The sequence below is a fragment of the Devosia oryzisoli genome, from assembly GCF_014837245.1.
Taxonomy (GTDB): domain Bacteria; phylum Pseudomonadota; class Alphaproteobacteria; order Rhizobiales; family Devosiaceae; genus Devosia; species Devosia oryzisoli.
This window is the reverse complement of sequence record NZ_JACYFU010000001.1, coordinates 287,839-313,989: the sequence shown is the minus strand read 5'-3', so window position 1 is coordinate 313,989 and position 26,151 is coordinate 287,839. Positions and strand designations below refer to the sequence as shown.

Sequence of the window (26,151 nt, the reverse complement as noted above, 5' to 3'; positions counted from 1 at the left end):
TGATGGATTCGCGTGGGTCTAGCGCTTTGTGCTCGCTAGGATTTTGTGGCGGCCAGCATCCGTGCGGGATCGTTGATGAGCAGTGCGGCATCGGGCCGGGCCAACGCGACGAGCGTCAAACCGGCGGCCGCAGCCCGCTCTGCCGCAAGGCTGGTGGGCGCCGAAATGGTCACCAGAACCGGGCAGCCGGCGCGCACGGTTTTCTCCACCAGCTCGTAACTGCACCGCGCCGTCAGCAGGATGAAGCCCTCCCGCGCTGAACGCCCGGCGCGGGCGAGGCTGCCGAGAAGCTTGTCGAGGGCGTTGTGGCGCCCCACGTCTTCGCGCACGAGGAGGATCGTGCCATCGGGCGCGCAGAATGCGGCGGCATGCGCCCCGCCCGTTTCCTGACTGAGCGGCTGCAAGGGCGGCAGGGCCTCGAGCGCGGCAGAAATCGCCTCCCGCCGCATGGCAAATGCCTGCTCGACCCTCGGGAGGGGCCGCAGGACCTGCGCGATATTGTCCATGCCGCAGAGCCCGCAACTGCTCTCCGTCACCCGCACGCGAGCACGGGCCATCGCCTTCTCGGCGCCCGCCGGCGGCAGGTTGAGCCGCACGACCCAGCCGCCGGACTCCAGCTCGTGCACCGTCAGATCGAGCACCTCTTCAATGTTCTCGATCAGCCCTTCGCTGAGGGCAAAGCCCAGCGCGTAGTCATCGAGATCGCTCGGGGTCGCCATCATCACGGCATAGCTGAGGCCGCACACTTCGATGGCCACCGGAACTTCCAGGGCCAGCGCGCGCACGACAGGCTCATCGCCCGGGTGCCCGAGCCCCAGCCGCAGGGCCGGATGGTTCTGCACCATCCTGCCCGAGGCAGGGGTATTGGTGTGCGGCGCGGGCCTCGACACTAGGAAGATGCCACGACGCGAACCGGAATAGATTTCGCGGCCGGGGTGCCGCTGATCCGATCATGGAAATCGAGCGGCAGGAGAGGGTTAAGCTCCGGATAATAGCCTGCAACGGAACCAGGCGGCATGGCATAATCGAGCACCGTCAGCCCCTCCACGCGCCGTTCGAGGCCGTCGTGGAAGATGGTCTCGAGCGCGATCTTCTGGCCCGCCTCAAGGCCGCGCGCCTTGCGATCGGCCTCGTTCATGAACAGCACCATGCGGTCATTGTAGACCCCGCGATAGCGATCGCTGTTGCTGTAGATCGTGGTGTTGAACTGGTCGTGCGAGCGCACCGTGGCGAGCCGCAGCATGTCCGGATCGTCCACCGGCGTATCGACAAGGAGGCCCTCGAACACCAGCATGTTGGCCTTGCCGGTCTCGGTCTTCCACACGCGGCGGCGCGACGGCACATCGAGGTGGAAGCCGTGCGGCGCCTTGATCCGCTCGGAGAAGTTGGCGAAGAGCTCGGGGTAGACCTCGGCGATCTTGTCGCGGATGGCATCGTAGTCGTCGATATAGCGCGCCCAATCCACCTTGCTGTTCGGCAGCGTCGCCATGGCCATGCGGCAGACGATCTCGACCTCCGGCATCAGGTTTTCAGCGGCCGGCTCCAGCACGCCGCGAGAGGCCGTCACGTTGGACATGGCGTCCTCGATGGTGACGAATTGCTCGCCCAGCGCCGTGCGCACGCGCTCCGAGCGCGCCACCACCGGCAGGATCAGAGCGTCCTGCCCGTGGATGAGGTGGCCCCGATTGAGCTTGGTCGCGATGCCGACGGTGAGCCTGAGCCGCGACATGGCCGCGTAGGCTTCGGCGGTGTCGGGCACCGCCCGCACGAAATTGCCGCCCAGGCCGATGAACACCTTGGCCGTGCCCGCGCGCATGGCTTCCACGGACTCCACCGTGTGGTGGCCGTTCTCGCGCGGGGGCTCGAAGCCGAACACCTCACGCACCTTGTCGAGGTAGGCCGGCTTCGGCTTTTCATCGATGCCCACGGTGCGGTCGCCCTGCACGTTGGAGTGGCCGCGGATGGGCGCGATGCCGGCGCCGGGCTTGCCGATATTGCCGCGCAAGAGCAGGAGGTTGGCCAGCTGCTGGATAAGGCGGGACCCTTGCTGATGCTGCGTCAGCCCCATGCCGTAGCAGATAATCGTCGCCCTGGAGCGGATGTAGATATCGGCGCAGCGGCGGATCTGCTCCTCGGAAATGCCAGAAATGGCGACGATCTCGTCCCAGTTTTGCGAAAGGACGTCTGCCCGCAGCGCCTCGAACCCGGTGGTGTGCTCGGCGATGAAGTCCTTGTCGAGCACAGGCTCGCCTGAAGCATCGCGCTCGAACATGACCTTCATCATGCCCTTGAGCAGGGCCAGGTCCCCGCCGATGCGAATGTGCACGAATTCGCTCGAGATGGGCGTCGAGCCGAAGGTCGCCATCTGCACCACGTCCTGCGGCTCGGTGAAGCGCATCAGCGCCTTTTCTGGCATCGGGTTGACGGCAACGATCGGCACGCCGCGCTTCCGCGCCTCCACCAGATTGGTCATCATGCGCGGCGAATTGGTGCCCGTGTTCTGCCCCATGACAAAGATCGCCTCGGCCTGGGCGAAGTCGTCGAGGATCACGCTGCCCTTGCCAATGCCGAGCACCGGCGGCAGGCCGCGGCTGGTCGGCTCGTGGCACATGTTGGAGCAGTCGGGAAAGTTGTTGGTGCCGAATTCCCGCACGAAGATGGAATAGAGGAACGCCGCCTCGTTGGGCGTCCGGCCGGAGGTGTAGAACTCCGCCTCGTTCGGATCATCGAGCGCCTGCAGGTGCTGCCCGATCAGCGCGAAAGCCTCGTCCCAGCTGCAGGGGACGTATTTGTCGGTTCCGGCATCGTATCGCATCGGCTCGGTCAGGCGGCCCTGCATTTCGAGCCAGTAATCCGACTGCTCCATGAGCTCGGAAACCGTGTGCGCTTCGAAGAACGAGCGCTCCACACGGGCCCGCGTGGCTTCATGCGCCAGCGCCTTGGCGCCATTCTCGCAGAACTCCAGCGTCTTGCGCTGGTCGGCGTCGGGAAAGGCGCAACTGGGGCACTTGAAGCCACCCGGCTGGTTCATCGACAGGAGCGCCTTGGATCCTTTCGCGACGACGCTCTGCTCCAGCATCACCTTGGCCGTTGCCGCCGCCGCGCCCCAGCCTCCGGCCGGGCTCTTGTAGGGTTGGTAGCGCGGGGTCTTGGGAGCCATCGTCGTGTCCTCGTCAGTCGCAGGCACAGCTAGAGCATGGCCTTCATTTCATCGCCAGCCGCATTGTCGCCTCAACCGGGCTTTACTTCGGCGCGAACACAGAACCGTGAACCATTCCGCGGGCGCATGGCAGCCATGTCACAACTTTATACCCTCGACGGCGTTGCCAAAACTTGATCGGTGAGGGCGAACCCAAAGCGTTGCAGATGCTCCAGATCCCATCCGTTTACCTGTCCCGGCGGACCTTTCTTCGAGGCGCCGGCGCCGCCGCCATACTCCTTTCCACAACGACTTTATCCAACGTTGCCTGGGCGGCCCCGGATCAGTCCGGACCATTCGATTTCGAGAGCTTCACCACCCGTATGCGAGAGCTCGCCGCGGCCCCTTACCAGGCCCCGGAGTTGATCCAGTCCGCCTTCTACAGCGGTCTCGACTATGACGGGTATCGCCGCGTGCAGTTCAACACGAGCAAGGCGCGCTGGCTCGATGACCAGCACGACTACCAGATCCACGCCTTTCCGCCCGGCTGGCTGTTCAAGGAGACAGTGAGCCTGGCTGAGGTCGTCGACGGCGTGGCCAAGCCGATCGAGTTCACCGCCAAGGACTTTTCGTTCTACTTCGACCCGGAAGACCAGGCCGAGGCCGAAGCTGCGGAATTTCCGGGGATCGCCGGCTTCCGCATCAACTATCCCCTCAATCGTCCCGGCGCCATGGACGAACTCGTCTCCTTCCTCGGCGCCAGCTATTTCCGTGCGCTCGGGCGGGACAATATCTACGGCGCCAGCGCCCGGGGCCTGGTGCTGAATTCCTGGCGCGATGGGGCGGAGGAATTCCCCCGCTTCAGCGAATTCTATATCGAGAAGCCGACCGACAAGGGTCCTCTCACCCTCTACGCCGCGCTGGAAAGCCCCAGCGTCACCGGCGCCTATCGCTTCGTGCTGACACCAGCATCCGACGCAAAACAGGAAACCGTCATCGACGTCACCGCCCGGCTCTTCTTCCGCGCCGACGTGGCGGAACTGGGCATTGCGCCGCTGACTTCGATGTTCCTCTTTGCCGAGACGAACCGCAGCCAGTTCGACGATTACCGGCCGCAGGTACACGACAGCAATGGCCTGCGGGTCGAGCCGTCCGTCGGGCTGCCCATGTGGCGGCCGCTCAACAATGGCTCGACGCTCGGCAACACCTATCTCGCCGATACCAGCCTGCGCGCCTTCGGACTCTATCAGCGCGATCGCGGCTTCGAAACCTACCAGGACGCCGGCGCCCACTATGAAAGACGGCCCTCGGTGCGCGTCGAACCGACCACCGATTGGGGCGCGGGAAGCGTCCGGCTGATCGAGATCCCGTCAAAACTCGAGGCAGACGACAACATCGTCGCCTTCTGGATTCCCGCCGAGCCCATCAAGGCCGGCTCGGAGCACGACTACAGCTACCGCCTGATCTGGGGCGACCTGTTGCCCGATCCCGAGGCTCCTCTCGCCTATGTGGCGGAAACCCGCGTTGGCCAGGGCGGCGTTTCGGGTGTGGAAGCGGCATCCAACCTGCGCAAGTTCGTCGTCGACTATGCCGGCGGCCCCCTGCGGGACGTGCCGCAGGGCACCGAATTCGATATCGCAGCCGAGGTCTCGGGCGGCAGCGTCGTCTCCAAGGCGTTTTCCCGCATCGATGCCAACGGATTGTGGCGGCTCGTGCTCGATGTCGACACGAACGGCAGCACCCTCATGGAACTCAAGGCCGATATCAGCGCCGGCGGGCAGCCGCTGGCCGAGACCTGGCTCTACCAATGGCGTGGAGGAACCACAGCATGAAGCGTGAAACCTTCGAACATTTCCAGGGCCTGCCCGACGCGCCCCTCGCCATGCCCAAGCAGTCGCTGGAGCGCCAGTCGGTGCTGTTCGACTTCTTCCGCTCGGTCTTTCTTCCCTGGCCCCGGGAAAAGCGGCTGCGCGGATGACGCCATCCGGAACGACAGGCGTGGTGTGGCTGCGTATCGTGCTGCTGACCCTGGCGGGTGCCGCCAGTCTTGCGGCGGGCCTCGTGTTTCTCGACCTTATTGGCGGCAACCGGCCAAGCGGGCTCGACATCGTGCGGGCCCTGCTGCTGACCCTGACGGGGTTCTGGCTCGTCTGGGGGGGCTTGGCGGGACTGATCGGCGCATTCATCCCTGGCGGGCGCTTCAGGCGGACGCTCCAGCGCCCGCAAGGAAAAACCGTTGTCCTGATACCGGTTTACAACGAAAACCCCATCGAAACCTTCTCGCGCATCGCCGCCATGAACCGACAGGTCGTGGACAAGGGCCTGGCGGATTTGTTCCACTTCGCGATTCTGTCGGACACCACCTCGCTGGAGGTGGCCACCCAGGAAGCCGTCGCGTTCGAGCGGCTGGCCCAAGAGCGTGAGGCCGCCGGACGGATTTTCTACCGCCGGCGCGAAATCAACACCGGCAAGAAGGCCGGGAACATCGAGGATTTCGTGGCCCGCTCCGGCGGCGCTTATGACTACGCCGTCATCCTCGATGCCGACAGCCTGATGGAAGCCGACACACTCGCCGCGATGGCCCTGCGCATGGATGCCGACCCGGAACTGGGGCTGCTGCAGACCGTGCCGGTGGTCATCGGCGCTGGCAGCGTCTTCGGGCGCATGATGGCGTTTTCCTCGGCCTATCTGTCGCCCTATTTTGCGCGCGGCGGGGCCCTGCTGCAGGGCAATGAAGGGCCCTACTGGGGGCACAACGCGATTATCCGGCTCCGCGCCTTTGCCGCCTGTTGCGGCCTGCCGGTGCTGTCCGGGCGACCGCCCTATGGCGGGCACATCCTCAGCCATGACTATGTCGAAGCGGCGCTGCTGGCGCGCGGTGGCTGGAAGGTGGGGGTGGCTCCCGATCTGGGTGGATCCTACGAAGAAGGTCCGGAAAACCTCATCGAATACGCCAAGCGGGACCGCCGCTGGTGCCAGGGGAACCTGCAGCACCGCCGTCTGCTCAACGCGCCGGGGCTGAAGGCCTGGAGCCGCTTCACCCTGTTGCAGGGCATCATGGCCTATCTCGCCTCCCCGCTCTGGCTGCTGCTGGTGATCACCAGCGTCTTTGCCGGCATCTTCCCCGATCGCGGCGGCGACCGCTGGGGCGCAACTCCCTGGCTGATCGGCGCCGGCGTGATTGCGACGCTGCTGATCCCAAAACTCGCCATTCTGCTGCGCGGCATCTTCGACGGGCACAACCGCCGGTTCGGCAGCTCCGGACAGGTGGTGCTTTCGGTGATCGCGGAGGTGGTGCTCTCGACCATCCTGGCGCCCGTCCTTCTCGCCATGCAGACCCGCGCCGTGGTCCAGATTCTCCTCGGGCTCGACGGCGGCTGGCCGGCCACGGCCCGGGACGCCGCAGCCGTGTCGGTGCGGACGGCCTTCGCCGCAAGCTGGTGGATCGTCCTCCTCGCGTTCGGGACCATCGGTTTCCTCTCCCTGGCAGCGCCCGCTTATCTGCCCTGGCTTCTTCCCGTGGCCATCCCGGCGACCCTCGCCCCGTTCACCATTGCCCTGACCTCGCTGGGGGATGGCCGCATCGCCCGCAACTGGGTGTTCACGATGCCGAGCGAAATCGCGCCCTCGCCCGTCATCTTGGAGTCGCGCCGCATCCTCGATTCCTGGAGGACCACGGGGCAGATCGCGGTGACCGAACCCCTTCTTGGTGTGACGCATGCTCGAGCGTAGGGAAACCGCCTGGAGCCGGATACCGCTGATGGGTCACGTGATGGCCGGTGCGGCGCCGCTGCCGCCCGGCGCGCGCGACGACCGCCTCGACATGTTCCGGGGCCTGGCGCTGGTGATGATCTTCATCAACCACGTTCCCGGCACCGTCTACGAGAACTTCACCAACCGCAATTTCGGCTTTTCCGACGCCGCGGAGGCTTTCGTCTTCATGTCCGGCCTCGCGGCGGGCCTCGCCTATTCCGGCGCCTTCCGCAATGGCGGCCCGCTCTGGCTGGCGATTGCGCGGCCATGGGCGCGCGCGCGGCAACTCTATTTCGTGCACATCGCGATCACCGCGATTTCGCTGGCCATCTTCGCCGGCGCTGCGCACTACTTCGGGCTCTACGAAGTGCTGCTCAAGAACAATATAGCGGCGCTGGTGAAGGACCCTCTCGCAACGCTGGTCGGCATTCCGCTGCTGACGCACCAGTTCGGCTACCTCAATATCCTGCCGCTCTACCTGGTGCTGCTGCTCGCCAGCCCGCTCGTCTTTATCGCGGGCCTGCGCTGGCCCTGGCCAACCTTCCTCTGCTCGATTGCGCTCTGGGTTCTGGCCGGGCAGTTCCGGATCAACCTGCCGAACTACCCCACATCCGGCGGCTGGTTCTTCAATCCGATCTCGTGGCAGTTGCTGTTCGTGACCGGGCTGCTTTCGGGCATGGCCATGAAGCAGGGACGGCGGTTCATTCCGGTCAATCCCTGGCTCTTTCTCCTGTCTTTGGGGTTCGTGCTCTTTGTGATCGTCTGGGTAAAGGTTCCCCCGATTGCGGAAGCGGGGCGGGCTGGCCTGGGGCAATTGAGCGCCTGGGGGCTGCCCTTTTATCTGACCAACTTCGACAAGTCGTTCGTTGCGGCGCCCCGCCTTCTGCACGCACTGGCGCTGTTTTACGTTCTCGCGTCCATCCCTGCGTTGCAGTTGGTCGCCGCCAGCCGCTGGACCGCACCGCTGCGCAGCCTTGGTCGGCAGGGCCTGGCGGTCTTTGCGACCGGGACGGTGCTGAGCCTGTTCCTTCAGGCGATCAAGACGGTGGTCGAGCCAGACCCGGTGACCGACGGCTTGATGCTCGGGAGCGGGCTTGTTCTGCTGCTGGTGTTGTCCTGGGCGCTCAACACGACGACGAGGCTGCGCCGCGCCCAGCCGCGTCCGGCGGCCGCTACGACCCCGCCCTGACGGGTTCGTCAGCCGCCGGCACGATACCGAACCGCCGACAGAGCGTGGCGAGAGCGCTCCTCGCTTCAGGCGCCGGCATCCCCGCGCGCCCCCGCCGGGTGATCTGGCTGCGCCAGAGATGCACCGCCAGAGTCTCGGGCCGCACAAAGGCCTCGATGCTCGACCCCGCCTTCAGCAGTTCCGGAATGGCTTCATAGGGCACGGGGTAGAAGACCCCCTGCGGCAGGATGGGTCCCACTCCCAGCGCCCTGGTGTAGTAGGTGAGGGCAAAAGGACCGGTGGCGCCATACTGCATGTCTTCGGGGCGGATCGTGTGCCCGATCAGTCGCCTCGCCGCCACCTCCAGGCGCCGGAACGTCGGCAGGTGAGGCTCCAGCAGCGGGCGCTTTTCCTGGGTGAAGATCGAGAGCATCGCCGCCAAGAGGGGGCTGTCGCTAGGGATGCGGAGGACCGCTCCATTCACCGAGCCGGGCCGCTCATAGCTCACCACGAGGGGCGGAAGCTCCGCCAGCGGCCGGAGGCACACAACATCGAGATCGGCCCATATCCCCTTTTCCGCCGCCATGAGGCTGGCGCGAAAATAGTCCGAGAACACGCCGGGCGTGCCCCTGCCCTTGTAGAACACGAGCTTGTCGCGCGGCAGGATTTCGGCAGCATCCTTGAGTACGACCTCGGAGGGCAGCCCTTCCACGGAATCGTAGGAATAGACTTCAACCCGGTGTCCGGCCTCGAGGAAGCTGCGGGCCGAAAGGCGTTCGAGCCAGCTTGCCGGGCCGTGCCAGAAACTCACGATGGTCGGCAGCACGTCCGCCCCCTGTTGCCATGGAAGTGCGCCTCCCATAGCAGCGGCCGGAGCAATGGACCAGTCAGGCCGTTTGGCGATCTTCGCTCATGGCTCGCTTGCGGAAGGCATGCTCGCGCCAAAGCTCGAAGATATGTCCCGCCTCTTCCTCGTCCAGCGCCTCGAAACGGCTGGCGATCATCGCCTTGTCCGCATCGGTGGGCAGGTCGCGCCAGGGCAGCGTGGCGACGATGGCTTCGAAGAGATCGGGCGAGAGGCCACCGGCGCGCAGGGCCACGGTGATGGCGACATAGTCCTGGCTTGCCAGCCATTTGACGACGATCTCGGGCGGCACGCGGAGCATCACGCCCATCGCCGCGGCGGCATGGTGGCCGTAGCCGAAGCGGGCGAAGCGCGCCAGCGCCCGGTCATCGAGCTGCTTGCGGTCGGCGAGGCCCTTGACCTGGTTGTAGGCCACCTTCCACTCCTGCGCGTTGAAGCCGGCGCGGTTGCGGATGCGGTTGTAGACCACGGTGTTGACGCGGTCGGCCGCCACCGGATCGATGTGCCGCTCCACATGGCTCAGCGATTGCAGCACCTTGCCGGCGGCAGAGGTTATCTCGCCGCGCAGCGACTGCCAGTCGATATCGGACCGGCCGCGCAGATCCGATGCGATTTCGGCATCGCGACGGGCACGCTCCACCAGCTTCTCAAGCGTCGAGCGGTCAAATTCGGCATTCTCATTGCGGACCAGGCGGACCACCGACGCGGTCTCGCCATGTTGCACGATCGCCTCGCCGACCCGTTCACCAACTTCTGCACGACCAGCGATGGCCACGCGATGCTCTTCGGACCGGTTGGAGATGATGTCGATCAGGTCGTCGTCGGAAAGGACGTTGGAGAACTCGAGGAGCGGGCGGGCCACCTCGATGTCGTCGTCATTGGCGAGGCGCATGACTACGGTGCCGGGCGCGCGGTCCAGCGGCGCCAGAAGCTTGGCGACATGGGCGCGCGCCTCCACTTCCACGAGCTCGGCCAATTGGCACAGCACCTCGTCGTACTGGGCTACCTGTTCGTCGTCGCAGCGGTCAGAAACATAGCTGAACAACTGCGCCATGTTACGGAACAGCTGCTCGCGCTCGGTGTGGTTGTCCTCGCCGTTGAGAACGCGAAAACTAGCGAATGCGCGATTGCCTTCTTCAAGTTCGCTCATGCTGTGCCTCTCCCGGCTTCTGCCGTTGATCTGGATGAGAGCTTGGACGGTCGCGATTGTGCCTGCTTGAAGGGGCGCGGCGGCATTTGAATAAAATTGTACGGGTCCTGGCCCGGCCCAAAACTGGAAAGGGCCCCGCAACGGCCGTCGCGGAGCCCTTCAATCGTGAGGCAGCAGAGGTTTAGTGCAGGTCGAACCGGTCTGCGTTCATCACCTTGACCCAGGCCGACACGAAATCGCGGGCGAATTTTTCCCGGCTGTCGGACTGGGCGTAAACTTCTGCCAGGGCACGCAGCTGCGAGTGCGAGCCGAAGATGAGGTCGACACGGGTGGCCGTCCACTTCTTCTCGCCGCTCCGGCGGTCGCGCCCTTCATAAAGCCCATCCTCACCCTCGATGGGCGACCAGACGGTGTCCATGGTGAGGAGGTTGAGGAAGAAGTCATTGGTGAGTGTCTGCGGCCGGTGCGTCAGCACGCCGTGCTGGTTCACCCCTGCCCCGAGCACCCTCAGGCCACCCACCAGCACCGTCATTTCCGGCCCGGTGAGGCGCAGCAGGTGCGCCCGATCAACCAGCGCCTCCTCCTGCTGCATGACCATGCGGCCGCTGGTGTAGTTGCGGAACCCGTCGGCCCGCGGCTCCAGCGGCGCGAAGGAGACCACGTCGGTCTGTTCCTGCGAGGCATCCATGCGGCCCGGCGTGAACGGCACGGTGATCTCCAGCCCTGCGTCGCGCGCAGCCTTTTCGATGCCGACGCCGCCGGCAAGGACGATGAGGTCGGCCAGCGACACGCGCTTGCCGCCCGATTGGGCACCGTTGAAGGCGGACTGCACCGCCTCGAGTTGCGAAAGGACACGCGCCAGCTGTTCCGGCTGGTTGGCCGGCCAATCCTTCTGCGGAGCAAGACGGATGCGCGCCCCGTTGGCGCCACCGCGCTTGTCCGAGCCGCGGAAGGTGGAGGCAGAAGCCCAGGCCGTCGTGACCAGTTCCGACACCGAAAGCCCGGTCGCCAGAATCCGGTTCTTGAGGTCCGCGACGTCGGCGTCGTTGACCAGTTCGTGGTCGACCTCCGGGATGGGGTCCTGCCAGATCAGCACCTCGGAAGGCACCTCCGGCCCGAGGTAACGCACGCGCGGTCCCATGTCGCGGTGGGTCAGCTTGAACCAGGCTCGGGCGAAGGCATCGGCGAACTGGTCGGGGTTCTGGTGGAAGCGCCGCGAAATCTTCTCGTATTCCGGATCGAAGCGGAGCGAGAGGTCCGTCGTCAGCATGGTGGGCTTGCGGAATCGGTTCGGGTTATGGGCGTAGGGGATGTTCTCCGGCGCATCCTTGGCCACCCACTGATAGGCCCCGGCGGGGCTTTTGGTCAGCTCCCACTCGAAACCGAAGAGGTTGTCGAAGAAGTAGTTGCTCCAGCGCGTCGGAGTCTGCGACCAGGTGACTTCCGGGCCACCGGTGATGGCGTCATCGCCAAAGCCGGTGCCGTAGCCGCTCTTCCAGCCCAGGCCCTGATCCTCGATGGCCCCGCCTTCCGGAGCAGCCCCGATCAGCGACGGGTCGCCCGCGCCGTGCGTCTTACCGAAGGTGTGGCCGCCAGCGATCAGCGCCACGGTCTCTTCGTCGTTCATGGCCATGCGGAAGAAGGTTTCGCGGATGTCGTGCGCGGCGGCAACCGGATCGGGCTTGCCGTTCGGGCCTTCCGGGTTGACATAGATGAGGCCCATCTGCACCGCGGCCAGCGGCTCCTCGAGCTGCCGTTCGCCGCTATAGCGACTGTCGCCGAGCCACGTGCCTTCGGGCCCCCAATAGAGTTCCTCGGGCTCCCACACGTCGGCGCGGCCACCAGCAAAACCGAACGTCTTGAAGCCCATCGATTCGAGCGCGACGTTACCGGTGAGGATCATGAGGTCCGCCCAGGAAATGGCGTTGCCGTACTTCTGCTTGATGGGCCAGAGCAGGCGGCGGGCCTTGTCCAGGTTGGCGTTGTCGGGCCAGGAATTGAGCGGGGCAAAGCGCTGCTGCCCCATGCCGGCGCCACCACGGCCGTCGGTGATGCGGTATGTGCCGGCCGAATGCCACGCCATGCGGACGAAGAGGCCACCGTAATGGCCGAAATCCGCCGGCCACCAATCCTGCGAATCGGTCATCAGCGCGGTGAGGTCTGCCTTGACTGCGTCCAGGTCCAGCGCCTGGAACGCCTCGGCGTAGTCGAAATCCTTGTCCATCGGGGAGGACAGGGGCGAATTGGCATGCAGCTTCTGGACGTCCAGTTGCTCGGGCCACCAGTCGCTGTTGCGATGTCCGCGCGAGCGGCCGCCATGCGCGACTGGACACTGGCCCGCTGGTTGCTCGCCGTGCGGATTGGGAGAGAGTTTGTCGTCCATGAGGGCCTCCTATGCGAATTTACACTGGTTATAAGCCCGCGGCCCTGATAGGGCCAATCGATAAATCTTCATGCCACGATAAGATGGAGTTATCGTGACCGTTACGCTCAAACAGATGCGGTACGTGGTGGCGGTCGCGCGAACCGGTCACTTCGGCCGGGCAGCACGGGAGTGCGCCATCTCGCAGCCGGCATTGTCACAGCAAGTCCTGGCGCTCGAGACGATGTTCGGGACGACGCTGTTCGATCGCCTCAAGAGCGGCATCCGCCCGACCCCGTTCGGCCAGCGGTTCATCGATCTTTCCGAGGAGGCGTTAAAGGCGGCCGACGCCGTCAACGCCTTCGCTTTCGGCCATAGCGGCAAGCCCGACCGGCCCTTGCGCTTCGGCCTCATCCCGACGGTGGCGCCCTATCTCCTGCCCGATCTGTTCCCGCGTCTGACCGTACAATTGCCGGACCTCCGCTTTGCCATCAGCGAAAGCCGCACCGAGGCACTCCTGGCGGGCCTCTGGGATGGGACGATCGATCTGGCGCTGATTGCGACGGACCCGTCCGCGGACGGCCCGCGGCTCGAAAGCGTGCCTCTGTTCGACGATCCTTTTGTGCTGGCGATGTCGAGGCACGAGGATGCCCCACAACCGATCTCGCTGGAGGGTCTTCCGGCCGACCGCATCTTGCTGCTCGACGAAGGCCATTGCTTCCGCGACCAGACGATCGCCGCGTGCCGTCTAGAGGGCCACCGGAGTTCGCGGACATTTGCCGCGACGTCGTTGTCCACCATCGTGGAGTTCGTCGCCAACGGACAGGGCATTACCCTGTTGCCCAGCATCGCCCTGCGCCGGGAGGCCGGCGATCCGCGCATAGCGGTTCATGAACTGGCCGATCCGCACGCGGCGCGGCGCCTGCGCCTGGTCTGGCGCGAGGCCACGCCCTATGGGGCGATCTTCCGGCAGGTCGCGGACATCATCCGCCAGCAGGGCGACTCACACGCCTGAGCGGGGTTATCAGGCGAGGGCTGCCCTCGCCCGGCGCCGCTGGTGCAGGCTGTCCCACGAGAAGATCGCCAGCGACAGCCAGATCAGCGCAAAGCTGAGCAGGCGCAGGCCGTTGAGATGCTCGCCAAAGATGAAGATGGCCAACAGGAACTGGATGGAAGGCGCCAGGTACTGGAGCATGCCGATGGTGGTGAGGCGCAGGCGGCGCACGCCATATGAAAAGAGCAGCAGCGGCACCGCCGTTGCGGGCCCGGTGAACACGAGCAGCGTCATCAGCAGCGGATCGGCGTGCGGACCGGCGCCCTCGGTCACCAGCGTATAGAGCACGAAGCCCAAGGCGAAAGGTGCTGCCACCAGCGTTTCGGCGAACATGCCGACCGTGGGGCCCGTCTTGGCCGTCTTGCGGAAGAAGCCGTAAAACCCGAAGGTGAACGCCAGCCCCAGCGCGATGAAGGGCATGCTTCCCAGGCCGACCGCTTGCAGGGCAATCGCGACGCTCGCAACGGCGATCGCCACCCCCTGCAGTCGGTTCTGCCGTTCCCCGAGAAACACCATCCCGATGGCCACGTTGACCAGGGGGTTGATGAAGTAGCCGAAGCTCGCTTCCAGCACATTGCCGCTCTCGACCGCCCAGACGTAGAGCAGCCAATTGCCCAGCAGCAGCGTCGTCGAGATGGCGATGACCTTCATGCGGCGCCGGTCTCGCAAGAGCGCAGCGGCCTCGCGAAACCCTCCGGTAACGGCAAGGATGATGGCCACGAGCACCAGCGACCAGAGCGACCGCTCCGCCACGATCAACACCGGCCCCGCCGATTCCAGCAGGTGAAACAGGATCGGCAGAAAACCCCAGAGAAGATAGGCGGCCAGCGCGGCGGCAACGCCCTTGCCGGTTTCGGCGGGGTCCGCCGGCAAGGGTTGAGTGGCCGGACGAACGGCCACGGGCGGTTGTTCGGGAAGGTTCATGGGGATGCTCCGCGCCGCCAAAGGACGCCATTTTTGCCTTTACCAGCGGAAGGGGGTGAGCGCCAATGAGAGTTTGTGATTGCCCCCGTGAATGCGGCGAATGATGCGCGGCCAACTTTTTGCGACATTCGCACGTTGATGATGGAATGGGGCGCGGCATTGGGGCAGCGTCAACAGCAGGAGCAGCAGATGAAGAAGACAGTCACCTGGATCTTGATCGCCGATGGGACGCAGGCCCGCGTGCTGGAAAACACCGGGCCGGGCAAGGGGCTGAACGCCGTCAGGGACCTCGACTGGTCCATCGTCCCGCTGCAGTCGCAGGACATCGACTCGGACCGCCCGGGTCGCAGCTTCTCTTCCGTTGGCCCCGGGCGCAGTGCCGTGGGTCCGAAGACCGATCCGGCGCAGCTTCGCGAAGCCGAGTTCGTCAAGGGCGTCGCCGCCGAACTCGACAAGAAGGCCAGGGCTGGCGCCTTCGACCGGCTGGTCATCGCTGCCGCGCCGATCGCGCTGGGCAATTTGCGCAAGGCGCTGTCGGATCACGTCAAGAAGACTGTCGTCGCCGAACTGGACAAGGACCTGACCAACCTGCCCACCCCGCAGCTCGACAAGCATTTCGACGGCATCATCGCGGTCTAGCCAAAGCTCGTCCAGATGAGTAGGAGGCGGCTCCGGCCGCCTCTTTTCACGTTTTGGGATCAGTGGCTTGAACGCCAACGCGGATTCAGGAAGTCTACGCCTTAATCCTCTTCCGTATCCGGCTCACCCGCGAGGGCGTCGAGGAACTCCACGACAAGGCGGCTGACCAGCTCCGGCTTTTCGATGCTGGGCAGATGCGCCGTCCCCTCTAGCACCATGGCGAAGGCGTTGGGCATGGTTTCCGAGAGCGTCTCGTGGCGGTCGACGATGGCCGTGAAATCCTCGTCACCGACCAGCAGCAGTGTCGGCGCGCCGACCTGCTCCATGCGCGCCCACGCCTCGTCCGGCTCTTCGCCCTTGGTCAGCGGCGACTTGGCCAGCGCCTTGCCGTTCATGTCGAAAAACAGCTTGCGCGTTTCCCCGCCCACGCGCCCGCTCTGCGCGCGCGGTCCGTCGAGCCATTCATGCGCCTGAACCTTGTTGAGCGTCTCGGTATCGCCCCGCTCCCAGGCATCCTCCTCGGCCATCTCGACGAAGCGTTCTTCCTGCGTGGCCGACCAGGGCGCGCCGGCCACCGACGTGCCGATGAGCACGAGCCCGATCACGCGACCGGGATGGCGCAGGGCAAAGTCGATCGCGAGGCCGCCCCCCATGGAGCACCCCACCAGAACCGCGGCGTGAATATCGGCGGCGTCGAGCAGGGCCTCGAGGTCTTCGAGATGGCTGAACGGGACATCGTCCGCCGCGCTCTCGCCATAGCCGCGACGATCATAGGCCAGCGCGTGCCAGCCGCGCTGGGCCACGGCATCCATCTGCGCGAGCCACATGCGGTGGTCGCACACGCCCGCATGGAGAAAGACCACCGGCAGGCCTTCGCCAACCTCGGCGCCCACCAGCGTGGCGCCATCGAGTTCGAGGTCGAACGTTTCGAGGGGCCCTTGGCTCACTGTTCTACCGCCGCGCAGAACCGAATTTCGTCGCGGTCCGCCTGCCAGCAGCCGTCTTCACCGGTCACCGGGCGGAAGGTCCCCAACACCTTGGGCGCCTGCCCCGGCTGTGCGTCGGCGGCGACGCGATAGCCGACACCCTCGTCCACCGCGACAAGCACAAAAGCGAAGACATTGCCATCGGGCAAGGGGAAGGTCAGCCCGCCACCATCGGCCGATACGTCACAGGGAAACGCGCCATAGCCGGTGAGGAAACACTGTCCCGGCGCGGCGGCCGCCGGAACGGCGAGGGCAAGGCCGCCCAGCAGCACCGCCCCCGTCAGCATCGTCTTCATTCAATCCCCCAAATGCACCAAGTCGTGGGCCATCGCCCTCTGGCGCACAATAGAGCACAAAGGCCAGCAAACCCAATGGGTTTTCCCTACCATCGGAGAAGATCGTAAAGGGAGGGCAGCGGTTCAGCCGGCGGCACACGCCTGCTGGGAATAGGGCTGCAGGACACGTTCCACGTCGGCCTGCGTATAGGGCTTCACGATCACTTCCCGGTCCTGCCATTCCGGTGGCAGGCCATCGCGCCCATATCCGGTCGCGAACACCACAGGCACGCCACGTTGCACGAGAATTTCGGCGGCCGGGAATACCAGGCCGCCACCGATATTGACGTCCAGGATGGCCACGTCGGGCCGGACGGCCGTCTCGGCCAGACGCCGTGCTTCCTCGAGCCGCATGGCGACGCCGACGATTTCCCACCCCAGATCGGACAGGATGTCCTCGAGGTTGAACAGGACCAGCGTCTCGTCCTCGACAACCAGTATCCGGCGGCTTCCGGGCTCAGACAAGGCTGTTCTCCTGCGCAATATAGGCTCCGGATGGCAAGACGATGTGGGCGGCAAACCCCTCATCCTCGAAGCGGGTCTGCAATTTGCCGCCGAGTTCCCCCGTGACGACGGTGTGCAGGAGGCGCGAGCCGAAGCCGTGCTTTTGCGGTTCCCGGGCCGGCGGGCCGCCCCGTTCGATCCAGTCGATGACGAGATTGCCCTGCGCGTCCTCGCCCCACTCCACCGCAAGAGAGCCTTCGGGATTGGACAATGACCCGTGCCTGGCGGCATTGGTCGCCAGTTCATGGATGAGGAGGGCCAGCGCCACGGTGGCCTTGGCATTCACCCGCAGGCTCGGCCCGGAAGAGCGGACTTGCCGCGGATCGAAGATGCTGAGTTCCTGGCACACCAGGCGGTCCATTTCGGTGTCGTGCCACTGCCGGTCACTGAGCATGTTGTGGGCCTGTGACAAAGCCACCAGCCGGGCCTCGAAGGCGCGCTTGGCGGCGGCGACATCACTGGTGGATCGGAAGCTCTGGCTGGCGATGGACTGCACCGTGGCCAGGGTATTCTTCACGCGGTGGTTGAGCTCATCGATCAGAAGGCGTTGACGCTGCGCGAACCGCACCGACTCGGTGCGGTCCATGCCCTGGACAAAGACGCCGGTGATTTCGCCCGACGGGTCGCGGATGGGGTGATAGGAGAAATCGAGGAAGGTTTCCTCGGGCGGCCTGCCCGCCGTACGCGCCAGCATGACACGGGCGCTTTCCTGGGAATGGGCGTACCCCTCATGGAACACTCGATCGAGAAGCTCGATAAAGCCCTGGTCGATGACCTCGGGCAGCGCTTCCGCGACTGTCTGCCCCACCACCTCGCGGTTCCCGACCAGCCGAAGATAGCTGTCCGAAGCGAAGGTGAAAATATGCGTGGGCCCCGAGAGGACAGCAAAGAACGCCGGCGCCTGCTGGAAGAGACGCCGGAAATTGGCGCTGGCCTCTGCGGCCTCCCGTGTGCGCTCGATCAGGGAGGTTTCGGCAGACAAGGACGTGAAGGGCAAGGTGGCCGCTTCGCGCAGACGCGCATATTCGGTCACATCCACCGTATTCTGCATCACGAATTCGACCGTCCCGTCCGCGCCAAAGAGCGGGACGTGAACCGCGGTCCAATAGCGATTGGTCATCCGGCCATCGGCATCGGGGATGGGGTAGGCCAGATAAGCCAGCGTATCGGGTTCGCCTGTCGCCAGCACGCGCTCGAATGATTCCTGCAAGCGCCGGCCACTCTCCCCGCGGTTGGGAAACTTACCGAAAATGTTCTCGCCGCGCAGCTCGTCCATCGTCCGGCCGGTGGTGGCCAAATAGGCTGGATTGGCCGCAACGTACCGAAATTCGCGATCGAGGATCATGAATGGGCTGGGGAGCGCCTGAAAGACCTGCGCGAAATCCACCTCAGCCATTATGCACTAGACCCCCAATACGGCGGGTCCCTAACACACCCCGCCAGCCAGCAACGTCAGCCGCGCGTGAAAGTTCCACGTGCGCGCGACTATGCTTCGCCGACAGACTTAATGTACAATTCGGAAAGAACTTCAAGGTTCCGGTCTTCACGCACCGCAGGTGCAGCGCTGCCCCCCGTTCGGCAAGCGCCTCGTCCCGGGCCCGGATCAAACCCGCGATCTCTGCATCATAAGCCCCAAAGACGCCCGTGAGCCAGCGATTGACGAGGTAAGACGGCACCGGCATCTGCATGTCGAACCGCGCCAGCAGAGGAATCGTCGCCTCCGCGTCGATCCAGTCGTCGCCCACCACCCAGTGGTTGACGGTGAACAGGCGCAACAGCTTGCCCTGCGCATCCACCCCGATCGCCAGGAGGTGGTGGATCGGGCCATCGGGACCATCGGGACGGACGAAGCAGTGGAAATGGCCGTGTTCCGCGGACCCCTCCTCTGCAGGGTGGCAATGGTAGTACCACTGGCCACCGCTGACCGGATCATAGACATCGGCCGCGGGGTAGTGTTCCCACGCCCCGATCTGGTCAACGCCGGCCAGTGTGGCCGTGACCACGCTGAGCCCGCCCTTGGCGAGGACATCTTCGCAAAAGGCCATCTCCGCCAGGGCCTGGGCGCGGGCGGTGCCACTCATCCCTGCGTCTCGGGAACCAGATCTGGAGCCTCTTGCCCTTGTGGCTTGGCCAAGGGAGGCGCCGGAGGAGCCTTCTTGGGGGCCTGCTGGGCCGGTGGCGCTGCCGGTGGAGGGGGCGGCGCTTTCTTTGCCGTATCGGCGGGAGGAGCCGCCGGCGGGGGCGGCGCGGCCTTGAGGGCAGGAGCACCGGCCGCGCAAGGCGCAGTGGGCGTCACCGGTGCACCGGCAGCGCATGGCGCGACTGCACCGGCCGCACAGGGCGCAGCGCCGGCCGCACAAGGCGCCGCCCCAGAAGTGCCCGAACTGGCCATCGCCACGGGGCGCGGCGGCACCGGGTGGCTGATGGTGTCGTAGACAATGGCGGCCGTGGAGACCGCCAGCGCGGCGCCGAACAGAATCGTGTTGCGACCGCTCATTTGCGCACCAGCCCGTCGAGACCGAACACGGGCCGCAGCCAGACGCCGGCATAGGATCCGACAAAGGCGGCCGCGAACCACAGCCAGCCATGCACGCTCCCGGTGGCGATTCCGGAGAACAGGGCGCCGATATTGCAGCCGAAGGAGAGCCGCGCGCCATAGCCCATCAGCAGGCCACCGAAGATGGCCGCCAGCAGCGAGCCGAGCGGCAGCTTGGCCTTGGGTGCGAACTTGCCGGCGATTGCGGCTGCCAGGGCGGCGCCGAGCACGAGGCCGAAATCCATGACCGACACGGTATCGAGCAGCACGCTCGACTGGAGCGCCTGCGCCTGTGCCGGCCAGGTCCAGAATTCCCAGCCAGCTACCGGCACGCCGATGGCCGACGCGATTTTGGCGCCCCAGAGACCGAACCCGTAGGTGATCGACCAGGGGTGCCCGGCGACCAACAGGGTCGCGACATTGAGAAGCGCAAGCAGTAGCCCCGCGCCCACCAAGGGCCACGGACCGAGCCAGAGCCAGCTCCAGCCGGGCCGCGCGGGGACGGGTTCAGATTCGAGGTTGCCGTGCACCTTGCGCTCGATAAGCGCCGTCACCAGCGCCACCAGCGCCAGCCCGGTGATGGTCACGGCGATCGCCCCGGCAATGCCGAACTCGGCCCCCAGGCTGATCGCCGGCAGCGACGGCTGCGCCAGCCAGAACGGCAGGTGCGCCGTGCCGACCAGGGCGCCGATGATGAAGAACACCAGCGTCACCAGCATGCGGGCCGACCCACCGCCAACGGTGAAAAGGGTGCCGGACCCACAACCGCCGCCCATCTGCATGCCCAAGCCGAAGAGGGCCGCGCCGAAGAGAACGGACACACCGACCGGCGCGGCGGCGCCCACGATCCCCTGGCCACCAACGGAGCCGGCCGCAACGAGCGGGATCATGGCCAAGGCCGCAACGCCGATCATCAACATCTGCGCGCGCATGGCACGACCACGCTTCTCGACCACCATGCGGCGCCAGCCGCCGGTAAAGCCGAACGAGCCGTGATAGAGCGTCGCGCCCAAGGCGCCGCCGATGAGAAACAGCGCGCCCTGCCGGAGGTCGACCAGCATGGTGATGGCCAGGAATCCCAGAACAAGAACGACTGCGGCCACGGCAAACGGGCCCTTATCGCGCGTGACGGGCGGCAGGTATTTGGGTGCGGCTAGGGAAATATCGCTCATGATTCCGAAAACTGTGGTGCTTGGAACGACACTGGATGCTGCGCCGATAAAGCGCAACATCCAGTGTCAGGACCAGAAGCCTCGATCAACTCGACGGCGGCAGATGACCTGCCGCCTGGATGATAGCGTCAGGGTGTCTGGACAGGGCGGGACGGATCAGCCGTCCATTCGGCCATGGAGCCGTCATACATGGCGGCGTTCTTGTTGCCGGCGACCTCATGAAGGCCGAACCAGACCACGGAAGCCCAGTGCCCGGTGTTGCAGAAGATGATGTTCTTCTGGTCATCCTCGAGCCCGGCGCCCTTGGCCAGCGACGCGATGGTCTCGGGCGTGGCGAAGCTGGCGTAGTCGGCGCTGTAGAACTTGGAATTGGGAAGGTTCACGGCGCCGGGAATGGTGCCGAGGGACGCAACCACCGGGCTCTTGGACTGGCCGAGGAACTGTTCTTCCGGCCGGCCGTCGATCAGCTTGGTGCCGTCCTTGAGCGCAGCTTCCACGTCGGCAGTCGTCGCGCGCAGCTCGGGGCGGACACTGACAGGGAACTCGGCCGCCACAGGCTGGACCGGCTCGGCAACGCGCTCGCCACCAACTGCGTCGTACTGGCGCCAGCCGCCATCGAGGATGGAGACGTCGTCGTGGCCGAGATACTTGAAGGTCCAGTAGACGCGCGTCGCGCCACCGAATTCGGACGAATCCGTGCCCCAGGGCACGATGACGACATGATCGTCGCCGTCGATGCCGAGATCGCCGATCAGCTTGCCGATCTGCTCGGGCGGCGGAATCTGGCCCGGGACACCCTGCACTTCGGTGCGCCAGCCATAGGAGCCATAGGGCGCCACAACGGCATTGGCGACATAGGGCTTGTCGCCCAGATCGGTGCCGTCGATGTCGTCGCGAATGTCGATGATCTTGACGTTCTCGTCGCCCGCATGGGCTTTCAGCCACTCAGCAGTGACGAGCGGCGTGACGTCGGCGGCATGGGCCACCACGGGCGCCGCAATGGCAAAGCCGGCGGCGGCAACGAATGATGCGAAACGCATGGCAAACTCCGGAAAATAATCTGGCGTGAAGCTACAGCGGTTGGCGTGTTGCCGCGAGGACTGGGCTGCCATAAGCGGGACCGGACGGGAAAATGCTTGCCGCATCAGGATTTGCTGCGAGAACATCTTTCCAAGCAACGTGGTGAGGTGATCGGGACAAAAAAAAGGGGCACGAACCTGTCGCGCCCCTTTGTCTCCTACCGCGTCAGCGGCTTGTAGGTCGCCCGCTTGGGGTTGACCGCGTCGGCGCCGAGACGGCGCACCTTGTCGGCCTCGTAGTCCTGGAAGTTGCCTTCGAACCACTCGACATGGCTGTCGCCCTCGAAGGCCAGCATGTGCGTGGCCAGGCGATCGAGGAACATGCGATCGTGGCTGATGATCACGGCGCAGCCGGCGAATTCCTCCAGCGCCTCTTCCAGCGCGGCGAGGGTCTCGGTGTCGAGGTCGTTGGTCGGTTCGTCAAGGAGGAGGACGTTGGCGCCGGATTTGAGCATCTTGGCCAGGTGCACGCGGTTGCGCTGGCCGCCCGAGAGGTTGCCCACCTTCTGCTGCTGGTCGCCGCCCTTGAAGTTGAAGGCGGAGGTGTAGGCCCGGGAGTTCATCTCGCGCTTGCCTAGCATCAGGATTTCGTCGCCTTCCGAGATTTCCTCCCAGACGGTCTTGTTGGGGTCGAGTGCATCACGGCTCTGGTCGACATAGCCGAGATGCACGTTCTCCGCGATCTCCACGCTGCCGCTGTCCGGCTTTTCCTGGCCAGTGAGCATCTTGAACAGCGTCGTCTTGCCGGCGCCGTTGGGGCCGATGATGCCCACGATGCCGCCCGGGGGCAGCTTGAAGCTGAGGTTGTCGATCAGCACGCGATCGCCGAAGGACTTGGTGAGTCCCTCGACGGTAATGACGTTCTGTCCCAGGCGTTCGCCGGGCGGAATGATGATCTGCGCGGTCTGCGACTGGGTGCGGGCCTCGTTGAGCTTGACGAGTTCGTCGTAGGCGCGAATACGCGCCTTGGACTTGGCCTGGCGCGCCTGCGGCGACTGCCCCATCCATTCCTTTTCACGCTCCAAGACCTTGGCGCGTGCCGCGTCCTCGCTCTTTTCCTGCGCGAAGCGCTTGGCCTTGGCCTCGAGATAGGCCGAGTAATTGCCCTCGTAGGGCACGCCACGGCCCCGGTCGAGTTCAAGGATCCAGCCCGTGACATTGTCGAGGAAGTAGCGGTCGTGGGTGATGATCAGCACCGCGCCCGGGAACTCACGCAGGTGCCGCTCGAGCCAGGCCGTGGTCTCGGCATCGAGATGATTGGTCGGTTCGTCGAGCAGCAGGAGGTCCGGCTTGGAGAGCAGCAGGGCACAGAGAGCCACGCGGCGCTTCTCGCCACCGGAGAGGTTGGTGACGTCGGCGTCGCCGGGCGGGCAGCCGAGGGCCTCCATGGCCACTTCGACCTGGGATTCGAGATCCCACAAATTCTGGCTGTCGATGACGTCCTGCAGCTTGGCCGCCTCGTCGGCGGTCTCGTCCGAATAGTTCATCATCAATTCGTTGTAACGGTCGACGACGTCCTTCTTTTCCTTGACCCCGGTCATGACGTTGCCGAGCACGTTGAGCGCCGGATCGAGCTGCGGTTCCTGCGCCAGGTAACCCACCTTGGCGCCCTCGGCCACCCAGGCCTCGCCGGTGAATTCGGTCTGGATGCCGGCCATGATCTTGAGCAGCGTCGACTTGCCGGCGCCGTTGGGGCCGAGCACGCCGATCTTGGCGTCGGGGTAGAAGGAGAGATTGACGTTATCCAGCACCTTCTTGCCGCCGGCATAGGTCTTGGACAGACCGTGCATGTGATAGATGAACTGGCGCGCCATATGCGAGTGACCTCTTCGGGGTGTTCGGAGAATTGGCGCTTATGTAGGGCATGCGCCCGACCGGGGCAACGCCCTGCCCCGACGGTGCAATGCCGCACCGGTGACGCGCGGCCGGGAACGACGTCGCGCGCCCTGCCGTTGCGGACTGGTCATCAAGAGGAGCGAGAATGGCCAATCTCTGGTACCGCAACGCCGTCGTCTACTGCGTCGACGTGAAAAGCTTCATGGATGCCAATGGGGACGGCGTGGGCGATTTTGCCGGGCTGGCGGACCGGCTCGACCATCTGGAGCGGCTGGGCGTCACCTGCATCTGGCTCAACCCGTTCTATCCCTCCCCGCGCAAGGACAATGGCTACGACATCGCGGACTACTACGCGGTCGATCCGCAGCTTGGAAATCTGGGCGACTTCGTCGAGTTCATGCAGGCGGCAAAGGACCGCGGCATGCGCGTCATTGTCGATCTGGTGGTCAACCACACATCGGACCAGCACCCCTGGTTCCAGTCGGCGCGATCCGATCCGAATTCGCCCTACCGGGACTGGTACGTCTGGCGCAAGGACAAGCCGGACAACATCACGGACGGGATCGTTTTCCCGGGCGTCCAGAAGGGAATCTGGACATACGACAATGCCGCTAAAGCCTGGTACATGCACCGCTTTTACCAGTTCCAGCCCGACCTCAACGTGACCAACCCCGAGGTGCGGGCCGAAATCCTCAAGATCATGGGGTTCTGGCTCGAGCTGGGCGTGTCCGGTTTTCGCGTCGATGCCGTCCCCTTCCTCATCGAGCCGCGGGGCGTCTTGACCGACAAGCCTGTGACCGACCCCTATTCCTTCCTGACCGACATTCACAACTTCCTCTCCTGGCGCAAGGCGGAGGCGGTGCTGCTGGCGGAAGCCAACATCGACTACGACGTGGCGCAGAGCTATTTCGACGCCGGCGACCGCATGACCATGGTGTTCGACTTCATCGGCAACCAGCACCTCTTCCTGTCCTTGGCGCAGAAGACGGCCGCCCCTCTGCGGCAAGCCCTCGCCGCCCGCCCTGCCCCCAATGGCATGGGCCAGTGGGCAAACTTTCTGCGCAACCACGACGAACTGGACCTGGGCCGTCTTACCGAGCAGGAAAAGTCCGAGTGCTTTGCCGCCTTCGGACCGAAGCCGGAGATGCAGATCTACGACCGCGGCATTCGCCGCCGGCTCGCCAGCATGCTGGACGGCGACGAGCGGCGCCTCAAGCTGGCCTTCTCGCTGCTCATGTCCCTGCCGGGCACGCCGGTGCTGTGGTATGGTGACGAGATCGGCATGGGGGACGATCAGTCGCTCAAGGAGCGTGAGGCGGTGCGCACGCCCATGCAGTGGTCGCAGGAACCCAATGCCGGTTTTTCGTCAGCGGACCCGAACAAGCTGATCCGCCCCGTCATCGACAAGGGCAAGTTCAGCTACAAGACCGTCAACGCCGCGGCAGAGGTGCACCGCCGGGATTCACTGTTTCACGCCGTCTCGGACATGATCTCGACCCGCCGCTCCTCGCCGGAAATCGGCTGGGATGGCGTCAACATCGTGGATGTGGGCGACGACGAGCTCCTAGTGCTGGAGAGCACCTGGCGGGGCAACCGCGTCTTTACCGCCCACAACTTCTCGGATCGCAACAAGTCCTTCCATCTGGACGACACTTCGATCCGCACCCTGACGCCCATGCTGACGGACGACACGCCGCTCGACCCGCTCGGGCCGGATGAACCCATCACCCTCTCGCCCTTCGGCTATTGCTGGCTGCGTTGCAACGGCGAACGCCGGTAAGAGACGCCGCTCCGGACCATCCCCGTTCCCTGATTTGGATGGCCCGGAGCAGACTGCCGAGCGCCCTTACACCCGGAATTGCGAGGACTGCGCACCGTCTCGCCGAATGGATGGCGCAGCCCGAGCACGGAATGAAAAAGCAAGTTGAAGCGGCGTGCAAGAAGTTTTTGCGCACGGAACATGCAAAAGCGCAGGTTGCACAATTCATGTGCAGCCTGCGCAAGTTATGGTCTGGAAGGGTTCAGTAAACGTAGACCGTGAGGGTGTTTCCATCCTGCTCGACGGCGAAAACACGCGATGCGCTGTAGCTTGAGCGCGCAAGGGACGCACTCAGCAGTGGATCGCTCAGAATGGCCGATTGCAACTGGTCGCCCAGCCCACTGCTGCTGAGCGTAGCGGACAGTTGGATGCGCAGTGCGGGGCACACATCCACCCTCTCGATACTGACGTTACTGGCCCGCTGCCAGGGGCCATCGATCTGGGTCGACGACAGGAGCGCCTGCACCTGTTGTCCAGATACCCCGTCACAATCGGGCAGCGCACCGGTCGCAGATCGTGCATTGGTGACCGCCGCAACGCCGCCGCCTGCCCCGTATCCATTACCAGCCGGGCTTGCACCAGATCCACCGCTACCACCGCTTCCCACACCGACCGTAACGCCCGCCAAACCGCCGCCACCGACGATCACGTCCGCATTGGCCCCGCCGCCGAGGAGGTCGATATCGGCATCGGCGGCACTGCCGCCACCCGAGCCTACGGTTGCGTTCGCGATGCTGCTGTCAGTCCCGCCGATGTTAGCATCGAGCACCTGGTTGTCCCCGCCCACACCGACATTGGCGAGGCCGCTATTGCCTGCGTCGCCCGAGCCG

The 26,151-nt window shown here is 65.1% G+C and carries 22 protein-coding genes and 1 pseudogene; 8 read left to right on the top strand and 15 right to left on the bottom strand.

Features of this window, described 5'->3' with window-relative positions; translation table 11 throughout:
• Positions 1–35: 35 nt before the first annotated feature.
• Together fdhD and IC608_RS01560 are read right to left on the bottom strand one after the other, a co-directional pair.
• Positions 36–890 carry a formate dehydrogenase accessory sulfurtransferase FdhD gene (gene fdhD / locus IC608_RS01565; protein WP_210316173.1) on the bottom strand — a complete coding sequence of 285 codons (855 nt, stop codon included), beginning with the start codon at positions 888–890 and terminating at the stop codon, positions 36–38.
• Positions 890–3,160: an FdhF/YdeP family oxidoreductase gene (locus IC608_RS01560; RefSeq protein ID WP_191772276.1), complete on the bottom strand. Its 2,271-nt coding sequence runs from the start codon at positions 3,158–3,160 to the stop codon at positions 890–892. Before IC608_RS01560 ends, fdhD begins: the two co-directional genes overlap by 1 nt.
• A gap of 206 nt (positions 3,161–3,366) precedes the next feature.
• On the opposite strand from IC608_RS01560, the gene IC608_RS01555 reads away from it, so the two are divergent.
• The 4 genes from IC608_RS01555 to IC608_RS01540 are packed head-to-tail and all read left to right on the top strand — an operon-like array spanning position 3,367 to position 8,081.
• On the top strand, positions 3,367–4,971 hold the full coding sequence (locus IC608_RS01555; RefSeq protein ID WP_191772275.1) for an OpgD/OpgG family glucan biosynthesis protein: 1,605 nt from the start codon (positions 3,367–3,369) through the stop codon (positions 4,969–4,971).
• Positions 4,968–5,117, top strand: coding sequence for a hypothetical protein (locus tag IC608_RS01550; RefSeq protein WP_191772274.1), 150 nt, complete (start codon positions 4,968–4,970; stop codon positions 5,115–5,117). The genes IC608_RS01555 and IC608_RS01550 overlap by 4 nt, the downstream gene beginning before the upstream one ends.
• Positions 5,114–6,871 carry a glucans biosynthesis glucosyltransferase MdoH gene (gene mdoH, locus IC608_RS01545; RefSeq protein WP_191772273.1) on the top strand — a complete coding sequence of 586 codons (1,758 nt, stop codon included), beginning with the start codon at positions 5,114–5,116 and terminating at the stop codon, positions 6,869–6,871. Before IC608_RS01550 ends, mdoH begins: the two co-directional genes overlap by 4 nt.
• Positions 6,858–8,081: an OpgC family protein gene (locus IC608_RS01540; protein ID WP_210316172.1), complete on the top strand. Its 1,224-nt coding sequence runs from the start codon at positions 6,858–6,860 to the stop codon at positions 8,079–8,081. Before mdoH ends, IC608_RS01540 begins: the two co-directional genes overlap by 14 nt.
• Here IC608_RS01540 and IC608_RS01535 read toward each other — a convergent pair.
• The 3 genes from IC608_RS01535 to katG form a co-directional block, all read right to left on the bottom strand.
• The gene (locus IC608_RS01535) at positions 8,065–8,886 is read right to left on the bottom strand and encodes a glycosyltransferase family 32 protein (protein ID WP_191772272.1); all 822 of its coding nucleotides are present in this window, start codon (positions 8,884–8,886) and stop codon (positions 8,065–8,067) included. The two genes, IC608_RS01540 and IC608_RS01535, sit on opposite strands and share 17 nt — an antisense overlap.
• A 61-nt stretch (positions 8,887–8,947) precedes the next feature.
• On the bottom strand, positions 8,948–10,075 hold the full coding sequence (locus tag IC608_RS01530; RefSeq protein ID WP_191772271.1) for a DUF2336 domain-containing protein: 1,128 nt from the start codon (positions 10,073–10,075) through the stop codon (positions 8,948–8,950).
• Between the two features lie 181 nt (positions 10,076–10,256).
• Entirely contained in the window at positions 10,257–12,458 is a 2,202-nt protein-coding gene (gene katG / locus IC608_RS01525) for a catalase/peroxidase HPI (protein WP_191772270.1), read from the bottom strand.
• Between the two features lie 94 nt (positions 12,459–12,552).
• Between katG and IC608_RS01520 the strand changes: the two genes are divergently transcribed.
• Positions 12,553–13,452, top strand: a complete 900-nt coding sequence (locus IC608_RS01520; protein ID WP_191772269.1) for a LysR substrate-binding domain-containing protein — start codon at positions 12,553–12,555, stop codon at positions 13,450–13,452.
• A 9-nt stretch (positions 13,453–13,461) separates the two neighbouring features.
• Here the strand turns inward: IC608_RS01520 and rarD are convergent, their stop codons facing one another.
• Positions 13,462–14,415, bottom strand: a complete 954-nt coding sequence (gene rarD, locus IC608_RS01515) for an EamA family transporter RarD (protein ID WP_191772268.1) — start codon at positions 14,413–14,415, stop codon at positions 13,462–13,464.
• A gap of 189 nt (positions 14,416–14,604) precedes the next feature.
• Between rarD and IC608_RS01510 the strand changes: the two genes are divergently transcribed.
• Positions 14,605–15,054, top strand: coding sequence for a host attachment protein (locus tag IC608_RS01510; RefSeq protein ID WP_191772267.1), 450 nt, complete (start codon positions 14,605–14,607; stop codon positions 15,052–15,054).
• Between the two features lie 101 nt (positions 15,055–15,155).
• Here the strand turns inward: IC608_RS01510 and IC608_RS01505 are convergent, their stop codons facing one another.
• The 5 genes and pseudogenes from IC608_RS01505 to IC608_RS01485 form a co-directional block, all read right to left on the bottom strand.
• Positions 15,156–16,001, bottom strand: a complete 846-nt coding sequence (locus IC608_RS01505) for an alpha/beta fold hydrolase (protein ID WP_191772266.1) — start codon at positions 15,999–16,001, stop codon at positions 15,156–15,158.
• On the bottom strand, positions 15,998–16,336 hold the full coding sequence (locus IC608_RS01500) for a hypothetical protein (protein ID WP_191772265.1): 339 nt from the start codon (positions 16,334–16,336) through the stop codon (positions 15,998–16,000). Before IC608_RS01500 ends, IC608_RS01505 begins: the two co-directional genes overlap by 4 nt.
• Positions 16,337–16,459: 123 nt before the next feature.
• Entirely contained in the window at positions 16,460–16,840 is a 381-nt protein-coding gene (locus tag IC608_RS01495) for a response regulator (RefSeq protein WP_248306142.1), read from the bottom strand.
• On the bottom strand, positions 16,833–18,275 hold the full coding sequence (locus tag IC608_RS01490) for an HWE histidine kinase domain-containing protein (RefSeq protein ID WP_191772263.1): 1,443 nt from the start codon (positions 18,273–18,275) through the stop codon (positions 16,833–16,835). Before IC608_RS01490 ends, IC608_RS01495 begins: the two co-directional genes overlap by 8 nt.
• An 89-nt stretch (positions 18,276–18,364) precedes the next feature.
• Positions 18,365–18,960, bottom strand: a pseudogene (locus IC608_RS01485) (DUF6969 family protein).
• 75 nt (positions 18,961–19,035) lie between these two features.
• Here IC608_RS01485 and IC608_RS01480 point away from each other — a divergent pair.
• Positions 19,036–19,314: a hypothetical protein gene (locus IC608_RS01480; RefSeq protein ID WP_191772262.1), complete on the top strand. Its 279-nt coding sequence runs from the start codon at positions 19,036–19,038 to the stop codon at positions 19,312–19,314.
• A 58-nt stretch (positions 19,315–19,372) separates the two neighbouring features.
• Here the strand turns inward: IC608_RS01480 and IC608_RS01475 are convergent, their stop codons facing one another.
• From IC608_RS01475 to ettA, 3 genes are all read right to left on the bottom strand, one after another.
• Positions 19,373–20,587: a YeeE/YedE family protein gene (locus tag IC608_RS01475; protein WP_191772261.1), complete on the bottom strand. Its 1,215-nt coding sequence runs from the start codon at positions 20,585–20,587 to the stop codon at positions 19,373–19,375.
• A 128-nt stretch (positions 20,588–20,715) separates the two neighbouring features.
• On the bottom strand, positions 20,716–21,627 hold the full coding sequence (locus tag IC608_RS01470; RefSeq protein WP_191772260.1) for a sulfurtransferase: 912 nt from the start codon (positions 21,625–21,627) through the stop codon (positions 20,716–20,718).
• 197 nt (positions 21,628–21,824) lie between these two features.
• Positions 21,825–23,480, bottom strand: coding sequence for an energy-dependent translational throttle protein EttA (ettA, locus tag IC608_RS01465; RefSeq protein WP_191772259.1), 1,656 nt, complete (start codon positions 23,478–23,480; stop codon positions 21,825–21,827).
• Between the two features lie 167 nt (positions 23,481–23,647).
• Here ettA and IC608_RS01460 point away from each other — a divergent pair, with 167 nt between their 5' ends.
• Positions 23,648–25,282, top strand: coding sequence for an alpha-amylase family protein (locus tag IC608_RS01460; RefSeq protein ID WP_191772258.1), 1,635 nt, complete (start codon positions 23,648–23,650; stop codon positions 25,280–25,282).
• Between the two features lie 241 nt (positions 25,283–25,523).
• Here IC608_RS01460 and IC608_RS01455 read toward each other — a convergent pair whose 3' ends face one another.
• Complete coding sequence (locus tag IC608_RS01455; protein ID WP_191772257.1) at positions 25,524–26,090, bottom strand: hypothetical protein; 567 nt, start codon at positions 26,088–26,090, stop codon at positions 25,524–25,526.
• Positions 26,091–26,151: the final 61 nt, after the last annotated feature.

Bases quoted from the DNA above. Each gene is read 5' to 3' on its own strand.
- IC608_RS01560 (WP_191772276.1), bottom strand. From the start codon at position 3,160: ATGGCTCCCAAGACCCCGCGCTACCAACCCTACAAGAGCCCGGCCGGA.
- IC608_RS01555 (WP_191772275.1), top strand. From the start codon at position 3,367: ATGCTCCAGATCCCATCCGTTTACCTGTCCCGGCGGACCTTTCTTCGA.
- IC608_RS01550 (WP_191772274.1), top strand. From the start codon at position 4,968: ATGAAGCGTGAAACCTTCGAACATTTCCAGGGCCTGCCCGACGCGCCC.
- mdoH (WP_191772273.1), top strand. From the start codon at position 5,114: ATGACGCCATCCGGAACGACAGGCGTGGTGTGGCTGCGTATCGTGCTG.
- IC608_RS01540 (WP_210316172.1), top strand. From the start codon at position 6,858: ATGCTCGAGCGTAGGGAAACCGCCTGGAGCCGGATACCGCTGATGGGT.
- IC608_RS01530 (WP_191772271.1), bottom strand. From the start codon at position 10,075: ATGAGCGAACTTGAAGAAGGCAATCGCGCATTCGCTAGTTTTCGCGTT.
- katG (WP_191772270.1), bottom strand. From the start codon at position 12,458: ATGGACGACAAACTCTCTCCCAATCCGCACGGCGAGCAACCAGCGGGC.
- rarD (WP_191772268.1), bottom strand. From the start codon at position 14,415: ATGAACCTTCCCGAACAACCGCCCGTGGCCGTTCGTCCGGCCACTCAA.
- IC608_RS01510 (WP_191772267.1), top strand. From the start codon at position 14,605: ATGAAGAAGACAGTCACCTGGATCTTGATCGCCGATGGGACGCAGGCC.
- IC608_RS01500 (WP_191772265.1), bottom strand. From the start codon at position 16,336: ATGAAGACGATGCTGACGGGGGCGGTGCTGCTGGGCGGCCTTGCCCTC.
- IC608_RS01490 (WP_191772263.1), bottom strand. From the start codon at position 18,275: ATGGCTGAGGTGGATTTCGCGCAGGTCTTTCAGGCGCTCCCCAGCCCA.
- IC608_RS01475 (WP_191772261.1), bottom strand. From the start codon at position 20,587: ATGAGCGATATTTCCCTAGCCGCACCCAAATACCTGCCGCCCGTCACG.
- IC608_RS01470 (WP_191772260.1), bottom strand. From the start codon at position 21,627: ATGCGTTTCGCATCATTCGTTGCCGCCGCCGGCTTTGCCATTGCGGCG.
- ettA (WP_191772259.1), bottom strand. From the start codon at position 23,480: ATGGCGCGCCAGTTCATCTATCACATGCACGGTCTGTCCAAGACCTAT.
- IC608_RS01460 (WP_191772258.1), top strand. From the start codon at position 23,648: ATGGCCAATCTCTGGTACCGCAACGCCGTCGTCTACTGCGTCGACGTG.